Raw genomic sequence first — 223 nt, forward strand, 5'->3', positions numbered from 1 at the left:
GAACACCACTTTTTCCTGACCGCTGGTCTGCGACAACACCTGCGCCCAGGCCAGATGGCACAATGTTGCCACACTGACGCCCAGACGTTTCGCCTGCTGACGAAGGCGATCGTTTAACGCCGGCGATAACATCCGGTGCGATTGTGTGACCTGCGAGCCATCACGATGCACCTCGGTCAGGCCAAACGGCAGCGTCGGCTCATCCACGTCAGCCAGCATGTCG

Annotated in this window: 1 protein-coding gene; it reads right to left on the bottom strand. The window is 60.1% G+C overall.

Features of this window, described 5'->3' with window-relative positions; all coding sequences use genetic code 11:
* Window positions 1–223: hypothetical protein (locus tag ABR397_RS25770; protein ID WP_350307962.1), on the bottom strand; the 223-nt coding region annotated here is incomplete at both ends.

This window comes from Photorhabdus viridis, from assembly GCF_040256935.1.
Lineage (GTDB): Bacteria > Pseudomonadota > Gammaproteobacteria > Enterobacterales > Enterobacteriaceae > Photorhabdus > Photorhabdus viridis.